At 47.4% G+C, this 9,604-nt stretch carries 12 protein-coding genes; 7 read left to right on the top strand and 5 right to left on the bottom strand.

The annotated features are described in order from the left end of the window. Positions 1-82 precede the first annotated feature (82 nt). The gene (locus LO777_RS03030; protein WP_228856089.1) at positions 83-457 is read left to right on the top strand and encodes a helix-turn-helix domain-containing protein; all 375 of its coding nucleotides are present in this window, start codon (positions 83-85) and stop codon (positions 455-457) included. Positions 458-537: 80 nt separating this feature from the next. Here LO777_RS03030 and mobA read toward each other — a convergent pair whose 3' ends face one another. Genes mobA through mqnB form a run of 4 tightly spaced genes read right to left on the bottom strand, consistent with a single transcriptional unit; the run spans position 538 to position 2,959 of the window. Beyond that, positions 538-1,224: a molybdenum cofactor guanylyltransferase gene (gene mobA, locus LO777_RS03025; RefSeq protein ID WP_228856088.1), complete on the bottom strand. Its 687-nt coding sequence runs from the start codon at positions 1,222-1,224 to the stop codon at positions 538-540. Then, positions 1,221-1,448, bottom strand: a complete 228-nt coding sequence (locus LO777_RS03020) for a hypothetical protein (protein WP_228856087.1) — start codon at positions 1,446-1,448, stop codon at positions 1,221-1,223. The genes mobA and LO777_RS03020 overlap by 4 nt, the downstream gene beginning before the upstream one ends. A 5-nt stretch (positions 1,449-1,453) precedes the next feature. Beyond that, a complete protein-coding gene (locus LO777_RS03015) occupies positions 1,454-2,293 on the bottom strand; it encodes a menaquinone biosynthesis family protein (protein ID WP_228856086.1) in 840 nt (279 codons plus the stop codon). Between the two features lie 15 nt (positions 2,294-2,308). Beyond that, the gene (mqnB, locus tag LO777_RS03010) at positions 2,309-2,959 is read right to left on the bottom strand and encodes a futalosine hydrolase (RefSeq protein ID WP_228856085.1); all 651 of its coding nucleotides are present in this window, start codon (positions 2,957-2,959) and stop codon (positions 2,309-2,311) included. Positions 2,960-3,074: 115 nt separating this feature from the next. Between mqnB and queA the strand changes: the two genes are divergently transcribed. Continuing rightward, positions 3,075-4,157 carry a tRNA preQ1(34) S-adenosylmethionine ribosyltransferase-isomerase QueA gene (queA, locus tag LO777_RS03005; RefSeq protein ID WP_228856084.1) on the top strand — a complete coding sequence of 361 codons (1,083 nt, stop codon included), beginning with the start codon at positions 3,075-3,077 and terminating at the stop codon, positions 4,155-4,157. Positions 4,158-4,237: 80 nt separating this feature from the next. Here the strand turns inward: queA and LO777_RS03000 are convergent, their stop codons facing one another. After that, positions 4,238-4,513, bottom strand: a complete 276-nt coding sequence (locus LO777_RS03000; protein ID WP_228856083.1) for an FmdB family zinc ribbon protein — start codon at positions 4,511-4,513, stop codon at positions 4,238-4,240. 484 nt (positions 4,514-4,997) lie between these two features. On the opposite strand from LO777_RS03000, the gene murI reads away from it, so the two are divergent. The 5 genes from murI to rpsA are packed head-to-tail and all read left to right on the top strand — an operon-like array spanning position 4,998 to position 9,487. Then, on the top strand, positions 4,998-5,786 hold the full coding sequence (gene murI, locus LO777_RS02995) for a glutamate racemase (RefSeq protein WP_228856082.1): 789 nt from the start codon (positions 4,998-5,000) through the stop codon (positions 5,784-5,786). Beyond that, positions 5,779-6,000, top strand: coding sequence for a hypothetical protein (locus LO777_RS02990; protein WP_228856081.1), 222 nt, complete (start codon positions 5,779-5,781; stop codon positions 5,998-6,000). The genes murI and LO777_RS02990 overlap by 8 nt, the downstream gene beginning before the upstream one ends. Further along, positions 5,991-6,473: a LolA family protein gene (locus LO777_RS02985; protein ID WP_329955711.1), complete on the top strand. Its 483-nt coding sequence runs from the start codon at positions 5,991-5,993 to the stop codon at positions 6,471-6,473. Before LO777_RS02990 ends, LO777_RS02985 begins: the two co-directional genes overlap by 10 nt. Position 6,474: 1 nt before the next feature. Then, the gene (locus tag LO777_RS02980; protein WP_228856079.1) at positions 6,475-8,301 is read left to right on the top strand and encodes a RiPP maturation radical SAM C-methyltransferase; all 1,827 of its coding nucleotides are present in this window, start codon (positions 6,475-6,477) and stop codon (positions 8,299-8,301) included. Beyond that, positions 8,291-9,487, top strand: a complete 1,197-nt coding sequence (gene rpsA, locus LO777_RS02975) for a 30S ribosomal protein S1 (RefSeq protein ID WP_228856078.1) — start codon at positions 8,291-8,293, stop codon at positions 9,485-9,487. The genes LO777_RS02980 and rpsA overlap by 11 nt, the downstream gene beginning before the upstream one ends. The last annotated feature ends 117 nt before the right edge of the window (positions 9,488-9,604 follow it).

The following is a 9,604-nucleotide window of genomic DNA, read 5'->3' as shown; positions in this document are numbered from 1 at the left end:
CATGATTGCAGCCACCAGTTTAATGTGTTACAGTGTAGCACTTCAGTGCAGTATTTTTTCAATGTAAACCTACAGGGTCCCCATGGAAAGCAATGATTTTTCAACCATAAGAAAGAAATTAAAAAAGACACAGAAAGAAATCGCCACACTTCTCGGCATTTCCCTTAAGGCTGTCTGCAGCTACGAGCAGGGTTGGAGAAGTATTCCCGGACATGTAGAGCGACAACTACTCTTTCTGCTCTTTCGTAAAAGAAGAAAAACAATTGCCAAACTGAACTGCTGGGATCTGAAAAAATGTCCGGAAGAGAAAAAGATAAAGTGTCCCGCCTGGGAGTTTGATTCAGGTGAGTTCTGCTGGTTCATTAACGGTACTGTCTGTGAATGCGCCGCAAAGAAAACCTGGAAGGAAAAGATAGAAGTCTGTAAAGACTGCATTGTAATGAAACATATTACCTGAATCCGGCCGGACTGGCTGAGTTTCAAAGGGAGTCAGTATTTGACAACAATACTTGTGGAAGAAATGTGGGCAGATCTCAATCAGTTCTCATATTCATCTAGCTGCTCAGGAGTGTTGATATTCCGCCAGCTCCCGCTCAGTTCACCGGGAATCACAGGATTATATATTTTCGGATGAACTCCCACCCTGCTTATCTTCATAATATTTCGTGTCCGCAGCTCTTTAAAAACTGTTGCCGCCCGCATATCATAACAGGCCAGTAACGGTTCCAGGAAACCGTCCTCAGACAACCTGGGAACAATCCCCCAGCGACCGGCAGCGCGTTGTCCAGCCAACCATTCCAGTGCCCCGCTCTGGATATCAGGCATATCGCAGGCGACAAGGATCCAGCCAACCATTGGCTGCCATCCGGAAGCAGACAGAATACCCGCCAGAGGCCCAACCGTACCGGCTGCATCGGGTAACCGCCGCAGTGTACTTAAACTCCGGGGCACCTCTCCCGCACCTGAAATAATAATGTCAGTCACAAAAGGACGCAGAGTTTCAACGGTGCGTTCAAGCCAGGATCTGCCATCGGGTCCTCGCAGCAAATGCTTCGGACTGCCCATTCTGGAGCTTTTCCCTCCGATAAGAATACAGGCCCACAGGGGAACGCGATACACAAGGTTATCCAGATGTCTCAAAAATTCTGCCAGAAAAATTTCCCGTTTCACCGGATCCATACCGGTACAACACAGGTCACCCTTTTTTTCCCGGTGACAGTTCACCCTGATTTCCTGTAGATCAAAATCTGTTTTCCCCGTAACCAGAACAACATCGGTCCTGGTCGAAAGAGAATACAGGTCCCGTTCCCCCCTGTTTCACCTTCAACAAGGACAAGAGTCTCAAGATTGTTTGCCTCCAGACTCGAAAGCAGCCAACGGGTAAAAAGAATTGTTTCCTCCCCATCCACGCCGACAATGGCAAATACCGGCAAATCTGTTAATTTCATATTCATTACACCATAAAAGGCATGCTGTTCGCCGGCAGGACACCAGCCTCCCTGCCATGTTGCAGAAACCTGGATATAGCCGCAACACCTTCTTCACCCAGATTCTCAGAATAGTCATTCACATAAAGATGAATGTGGTTCGTCACCACTTCCGGAGCCAGTTCCTGGCTGTGGCGACGAATATATGGCAGACAATGATCAGGATGAGCAAAACCATACTGTACACTTTTCCTGATGGCCTGATCCACCTCGACAGCAGTTTTTTCACCAAGGCTTCTTTTTATGGCAATACACCCCAGGGGAAGTGGCAGGCCGGTCAGATTTTCCCACCACTGTCCCAGGTCCTGAAGGGCATATAGTCCATGTTTTTCATAAGTAAATCGGGACTCGTGAATAATTACTCCGGCATCGACCATGCCATTTTCAATGGACTCCATAATACAATCAAAACGTATCTCCACCAGATCAACACAGTCGGGTAGAAACATGCGAAAAAGCAGGGCCGCCGTGGTCAACTTTCCGGGAATGGCAATTCTTTTCTTTTTCAGGTCAGACAAGGCAAAGGGTTTTCTGCTGACGAGCAGAGGACCACATCCCCTGCCCAGAGCAGAGCCGGATGTCAGTACGCAGTAGTCATCCAGAACATGGGCCAGGGCATGAAAAGACAGTTTGGTTATATCGAGCCGCCCTTCAAAGGCCAGCACATTCAGCTGCTCCACATCTTCAAGAACTGGGTCCTGAAAACCATATCCGGGAAAAGAAATCTTCCCATGAACAAGACCGTAAAAAATAAAGGTATCATTGGGACAGGGGGAATACCCCAGGCTGAGGGACTGCATTGTCATTAAACGCTCACGAATTCAGGTGTTTTTTATTATCAGATATGTGGCGTGGGCCGCCTTCTCACACGCCTCCGCCAGCTGCCAGGTGGAGGGATCACGGTCTTCAACATAGTTTGAAATTGCCCGGATTTCCAGGCAGGAAATATTAAATTCACGGCAGACCCGGGCAACAGCGGCGCCCTCCATGTTTTCGCAGAGCCCTTTCCAGGTCTGCTGAAGCATATTTCCACGACGCAGGGTGGCAGAAGCGCAGTTCACGGTAATAAAAGAACCTGACCAGGCATTAATCCTGTTATTATCAAGTATCTGTTTTGCTCTCTTCAGCCACTGCCGATCCAGTGAATAACGGGGTTTTCCAAATTCGGCCCTTTTAAAATATTCAATCCCGTTCCCGGAACAGAAACCAAAATCCCCGAAAATCTCCTCCTCGGCCAAACAGATATCAAGATATTCCGGGTGTCCGGGCTCTCCCACGTAAGCGCCCGCTACCCCGAAATTAAGAACAAGGTTAATTTTTCCATCGCACTCTGCCAGAAAAAGTGCCAGCCGCACGGCTGTCTCCACTGGACCGACTCCTGTCACCAGGGATAAACACGCTGTTTTTTCACGTTCAACAAGCTGAAGAAACGGCTCCATCTCTAATTTGGTTGCAGCAACAGCAAGAATCATGGTATCTACACGCCAGTCTTATCGTCATAGCTGAATCAAAAGGCTCAGCCATTTATGCCTTTGGGGTATTTATGCCCTTGTCTGGTCCACACCCCTACCGAAAGTGAAAGTCAACATGAACATAACCGAAAATGACCTTACTCTGAAAGGATATAATTATAACCTGCCACCTGAAAACATTGCCCAGTTTCCTGCCGACAAAAGGGACAATTCCAGGCTTCTGGTCCTGCGAACTAAAACCGGAACAATTGAACATCGCCGTTTCAATACCATTACAGATCTGATCGCCCCCAGGGACATGCTGGTGATGAACAATACCCGCGTGTTTCCCGCAAGACTGTTTGGAAAAAAGGAGACAGGAGGAAAAGCAGAAGTTTTTCTCCTGAATTATCCGAAACTGGACAGAAGGACTGAAAAGTATACGGCAACGGCACTGGTCAAGAGTTCCAAACGTCCCAGGCCCGGCAGTAATATTACCATCAATGCAACTCTTTCCTGTACCGTAAGTAAACTCCTTGCCGACGGCAAGGTACAGCTCCAGATCAACTGTACCGATGAAAACAGACTCGAACAGATCCTTCAGGATTCAGGACAGGTTCCACTCCCACCCTACATCTCCAGGGAAAAAGGAACCACTCCGGATGATCTTCGGCGATACCAGACAGTTTATGCTGAAAAAGCAGGCGCAGTGGCCGCCCCCACCGCCGGGTTGCATTTTACCCATGAACTTCTGGATATGATCAGACAGCAGGGAACCCAGATGGGAACAATTACTCTGCACGTGGGATACGGGACCTTTGCTCCCGTACGAACAGAGAACATCGAGAAGCACACTATCCACAGTGAGTATATTGAAGTACCCGAAGAAACAGTTAAAAAAATTCTCCAGACAAAAGCAGACGGGGGTCGGATATGGGCAGTAGGTACAACTACGGTCAGGGCCCTGGAGTTTTCAGCGCAGAAAACCGGCTCGCCAAAGGCAATGAAAGGCTGGTGTGATCTCTATATTTACCCGGGCTTCGCGTTCCAGGTCATTGATAATCTTATCACCAACTTCCATCTCCCGGATTCTTCACTTATGTTTCTTGTATCGGCGCTCTGCGGCCGCAAAACATTGCTTAAATGCTATGAAGAAGCAATCCGGCAGGATTATCGATTTTATTCCTACGGGGATGCCATGGCAATAGTGACCGCCTGAAAAAGGCCCAATCCCGAATCCGTAACAAAAATACGTTTTTTATTACGGATTCAGGATCATCTCTCTCTTCCCCTGCATAATCAGCCAGCGGCAGCCGGACATGAGGAACAGCTTCCACCACTTTGGCAGGCGGGAGCCGGATTCTCGGTTTTTTTGGAATTTTTTGCAGAACCACTTACACTGGAATAGCCATCTGCATACCATCCACCACCTTTCAGTTGAAAAGAGCTCATGGAAACCAGTTTTCTCACCGGTCCGTCACACTCCGGACAATGAGTAAGCGGATCATCAGATATCCGTTGCTGAACTTCAAAAACATTCTCACACTCCCTGCATTCATACTCGTAAACCGGCATTGTATTCACCTGATTTTGTATTATTACTTAAATTGAAAATTGATTAATTTTTATCTCTTCCTAAACTGGAAACTAACCTGTGTCTGTCCAGAAATGAGATTTTTTGTTCGAGTTCAGGTAAGCGTAGACTCCGAAGAGCACAGGAAATAAAAAGCGCAGCATAGTAAACATATGTGAGCATTTTTATTTTTCGTAGCGACCTGGAAATCGGGCAAAAAGGCCATTTATGGACAGGCACTAACTTAATTCTCCTTGAGGCCGCTGTCAATATCTGCTCAACCTCTCTTTTTTGTTTTTTAACATAAAAAACACACTTTTCAGAAAACTCCACAGGCAGAAAAACCGACCGCTTGTTACACTATGCTTTTTCTGGTATAGATGTGCAGATCAGGTCGAACAGTATTAACTCCCGTGACCGGTGAGAACCACTTATTACCGGGATCACTGCTCAAACAGCGATTCATTTTTTTGCAACAGACTCCCCATGATCGGCATTTTTGATTCAGGCATCGGCGGGCTGACGGTCGCCCATGCCATCGAACACCTCCTGCCCCGTCACTCGCTCATCTATTTTGGCGATATTGCCAGAACACCATACGGTGGTAAAAGCAGAGAAACCCTGGTTCGTTATGCTCTTGAAAACACAGATTTTCTCGTGAAAAAAGGAGCACAAATCATCGTTGTGGGCTGTAATTCCGCAGCAAGCGTGGCTACAGATGAAATACGAAAAACATTTAACATGCCCGTCTTTGAGGTCATCACCCCGGCAGCGGAACAGGCCGTGGCAGCAAACAAAAACGGCCGAACAGGTATCATCGGCACAAGGGCCACAATCAGCAGTGGAGCATATGACAGGGCCATAAAAAAACTGAATCCCGACATCCGTGTTTTCTCGCAACCCTGCCCTCTTCTCGTCCCCCTGGTGGAGGAAGGCTGGATAAACAGGAGAGAAACAAAAATGATCCTGCGAAGATATCTCCACAGCCTGAAAAACAGACAGTTGGACACCCTGGTTCTCGGATGCACCCACTATCCTCTACTCCGCCACCTGATCCAGCCGAGAATCGGCAAAAAAGTCACACTCATTGATTCCTCCATTGCAGTGGCCATGCAGCTCAGGAAATACCTTGAAGAACAGTCGGCACTGGCCATGGAAACAAATGAAAAGCGCAGTTACTATGTTTCGGACCTTACCGAAGCAAGCATTCAGACAGCTGCCTCCCTGTTTCGAAAAAACATCAATCTTCAACTTGCCCGGACAGATCATGCGTAAAACTTCTTCCCTTGCCACTGCCATTTTCCTGCTTCTTCTCAGCATGGCCTATCCGCTCTACGCGGAACAATCACTTTCCGGACCGGAAAAAACAGCAGCAAGACTCCAGGCCAAAATCGACACAATCAGAAGTCTCTCGTTCCAGTTTTACCAGCAGACAAGGGGGAGCTCACGGGACGCCCCAGAAAAGGATCCGGCAGGGCTATTTTTCTAAAAAATAAAAAAAGGGGGCTGATGCGATGGGATTACACCAGTCCCGACCGCCAGGTACTCATCAGTGACGGGAAACTCTTTTCCATGTATTTTGAAAAGCTGCATCAAATGATTGTCACCCCCGCCGAAAAACTGAAGAATGATTTGACCTACTCATTTTTTATTGGTCATTCCAAACTGATGGATGATTTTTATGTCCTGACACCGGATCCTGATATCGGCGGTAACCGCGAGGGGATGAATGTTATCAAGCTGGTTCCCAAAATCCCCCACGCCCAGATTGAAAATATCCATCTATGGGTCACCGGGGACTCTCTTATTCGCCGGATTACCCTTCTTGATCATTTCGGCACGGAAACTGTTCTCAGTTTCAGCGATATTAAAATTGATCCGCTGAAAGATCTGGACGAGAAGGCGATAAGAAAGATATTCTCTTTTACTCCACCTGAAAACACGGAAATAATTGAACAGTAACATGGCAGGTAAGCCTCCATTTCGACTGGCGCTGATCTCCATGCCCTGGTCAATTTTCAACCGTCCCTCCATCCAACTGGCGACACTCAAGGCCTTTCTGGAAAGGGAGCAGGAAACCTGCACTGTTGAAACCTTTCATCCCTATCTGTATATCGCCAAAGCCACAGGTATAGAGACATACAGAGAAATCGCCGGCAGCAGCTGGGCGGGGGAGGCCCTTTTCTCTTCCCTGCTCTTCGAATCACAGAAAGAGAGGGCGAGGACGCTCTTTTCCTCTGAACTGCAGACTCAACAAATCAGCCTGGAATTTGATATACTTGCAGACCGGATCCGCAAAAGCTGCAGGCAGTGGATGGATACCATCAACTGGAACAATTATGACCTTATAGGTTTTTCAGTCTGTTTCAGCCAGCTCCTCCCCTCTCTCTATATGGCCTCACAAATAAAAAAGATCGCCAGCCATATCCCCATAGTTTTTGGCGGCTCTTCCTGCAATGGAGAAATTGGAAAATCGTTGCTTGATCATTTTCCACAGATCGACTTCCTTATTGACGGAGAGGGAGAACATCCCCTGCTCTTTCTCGTGAGAACACTACAAAACAACGAAAAACCGGATTCCAGTTATCTCGGTGATGGCGAAGAGATCCAGGATCTCAATGCACTCCCCGTGCCTGATTACTCGCCATATTTTCAGGAAATATCCACGCTTTTTCCCGATAAGCCGTTTATCCCTCTGGTGCCCATCGAATTTTCCAGGGGCTGCTGGTGGAACAAGTGCTCGTTCTGCAACCTCAATCTCCAGTGGAAGAAATACCGCTGGAAAAACAGTGTAAAAATGGTGGCGGAAACAGAACACCTTTCCCGAATTCATGAATGTCTCAATTTCACTTTCACTGACAATGCGCTCCCTGTAAGGGAAGCCGACAGTTTTTTTCACAGCCTTGCAGAAAAACCTGTCGATCTGAGTTTTTTTGCAGAAATCAGAACCATTTCCCGACCTGAACGATTGCAGACCTACAGACAGGGGGGGCTGGATACGGTCCAGATCGGTATTGAATCCCTTTCCGGCTCACTCCTCAAAAAGATGCGAAAGGGAACAACGGTCATGGACAATATCGCTGCAATGAAGTTATGCTGTGAAAACGGTATCCGGGTTGAGGGTAATCTCATTGTTGAATTTCCGGGAACAAATCCTGAAGAGATCCACGAAACCCTGGAAAACCTAGATTTTGTTCTTCCCTTTTCCCCGCTCAGTCCCGCCCGCTTTTTTCTCGGCCATTCCTCCCCTATGCATCGGAACTGCCACGATTTTGCCATCCGCTCCACCATGGTTCACCATAAAGTAAAAAAACTCTTTCCGAAAATACACCAGCAATCCCTGCAGCATCTCATCCTTGGATACCGGGGTGATCGCGGCCTTCAGCATCACTTATGGCAGCCGGTCATAAAAAAAATAGAGCGCTGGCAGCATTTTCATGCTAAGAGAGCAGACAGAAAAAATGGAGTACTGACATTCAGAGATGGTGGAACATTTCTCATTATCCGCCAGGAGTTTCCCGATGGCAGAGTACAGCAGCACAGGCTGAGAGGACTTTCCCGTGCCATCTACCTCTTCTGCCATACTCCGAAACCAATTTCAGAAATTTTACGTGAATTTACAACGCTTAACGAAAAACAACTGCGTACCTTTCTCAACGAACTGACCCTGAAAAAAATAGTCTTCTTGGAGCACGATACTGCACTGTCCCTGGCAGTCAGACAGCCCGGCTCTTTTATTCAAAAAAATCACCATCAGGAAATCAACACAGGAAAAAGCAATGTCCCATAATGAGAGTTTTGAAGATTTGTTCAAAGTGGAAGAAACAAAAAAGCTGCGACACCTGACTCCCGGTCAGAAAATAACAGCTACTATCGTTTCCCTTGGTGAAGAGACAACCTTTCTCGATGTGGGTGGTAAAAGCGAAGGTGTTCTGAACAGCTCTGAACTCAAAAATGAAGAAAACCAGTTTACCAGATCAGCGGGCGATACGGTTGATGTCTATTTTCTCCAGTCAAAGGGATCAGAAATGCTCTTCACCACTTCCCTGGGATCCGGATCATCAGCAGCCCATCTTGAAGAAGCCTTCCATGGCGGGATCCCTGTTGAAGGTTTTGTCAAGGCCGAGATAAAGGGTGGTTTTGAAATTACCCTGGGTGGCAATATCAGGGGGTTCTGTCCATACTCCCAGATGGGTCTCAGGCGAGTGGATGATGCAGCAGGAGAATACCTGGAAACCCATATGAAATTCATGATCAGCCGCTTTGAAGAGGGGGGACGCAATATCGTTCTGTCGGCACGGGCCATCCAGGAAGCGGAAAGAGAAGAAATGCGTGAAAAGCTGAAAGAAACCCTTGCCGAGGGCCAAAGTGTCGAGGGAGAAATCAGCTCCATCAGGGATTTCGGTGCCTTTGTGGATATCGGTGGAGTTGACGGACTCATTCCCATTTCCGAAATAGGCTGGAGCCGGGTGGAGAATGTTAACGATTACTTCACTGTCGGTCAGAAGGTCAAGGTCATAGTGAAAAAACTTGACTGGGACAATAACAGGATATCCCTCAGCTACAAAGAAACCCTCGCCAACCCATGGGACTCTGCTGTGGAAAACTTTCCTGAAGGATCGACCCACACGGGGACAGTCGCCCGCCTTGCCCAGTTCGGTGCCTTTGTAACCCTGGCACCCGGAGTTGATGGACTTGTCCATATTTCAAAGCTTGGTAACGGCCGGAGAATTCACCACCCGAGAGAAGTGCTGGAAGAAGGACAGAATATCGATGTAAAAGTTGAAAAGATTGACCTGGATGAACGGCGAATAAGCCTTGTTCCCGCCGATTATGTCTCTCCGGAAGGCAAGGAACAGAAAGAAAAGGATGAATATCGATCCTATATATCTAAAGACAGAAAGAAGAAAAGCAGCAACATGGGTGGCTTCGGCGCCCTGCTCCAGGCCAAACTGTCGGAAAAGAAAAAAAACTGATAATGCTTTATTGATAGCGGTTTAACCCGCATGTTCTTATCAGTCCGGGAAACACCATCTTCTGCAGTATTTCAGCAGTAAATACAAGTCACTATAATTTACTGCCAGGTAAGCTCA

This window comes from Desulfomarina profundi (assembly GCF_019703855.1).
Lineage (GTDB): Bacteria > Desulfobacterota > Desulfobulbia > Desulfobulbales > Desulfocapsaceae > Desulfomarina > Desulfomarina profundi.
This window is presented reverse-complemented; position numbering and strand designations above follow the sequence as displayed.

Bases quoted from the DNA above. Each gene is read 5' to 3' on its own strand.
- LO777_RS03030 (WP_228856089.1), top strand. From the start codon at position 83: ATGGAAAGCAATGATTTTTCAACCATAAGAAAGAAATTAAAAAAGACA.
- LO777_RS03020 (WP_228856087.1), bottom strand. From the start codon at position 1,448: ATGAAATTAACAGATTTGCCGGTATTTGCCATTGTCGGCGTGGATGGG.
- LO777_RS03015 (WP_228856086.1), bottom strand. From the start codon at position 2,293: ATGACAATGCAGTCCCTCAGCCTGGGGTATTCCCCCTGTCCCAATGAT.
- mqnB (WP_228856085.1), bottom strand. From the start codon at position 2,959: ATGATTCTTGCTGTTGCTGCAACCAAATTAGAGATGGAGCCGTTTCTT.
- queA (WP_228856084.1), top strand. From the start codon at position 3,075: ATGAACATAACCGAAAATGACCTTACTCTGAAAGGATATAATTATAAC.
- LO777_RS03000 (WP_228856083.1), bottom strand. From the start codon at position 4,513: ATGCCGGTTTACGAGTATGAATGCAGGGAGTGTGAGAATGTTTTTGAA.
- murI (WP_228856082.1), top strand. From the start codon at position 4,998: ATGATCGGCATTTTTGATTCAGGCATCGGCGGGCTGACGGTCGCCCAT.
- LO777_RS02990 (WP_228856081.1), top strand. From the start codon at position 5,779: ATGCGTAAAACTTCTTCCCTTGCCACTGCCATTTTCCTGCTTCTTCTC.
- LO777_RS02980 (WP_228856079.1), top strand. From the start codon at position 6,475: ATGGCAGGTAAGCCTCCATTTCGACTGGCGCTGATCTCCATGCCCTGG.
- rpsA (WP_228856078.1), top strand. From the start codon at position 8,291: ATGTCCCATAATGAGAGTTTTGAAGATTTGTTCAAAGTGGAAGAAACA.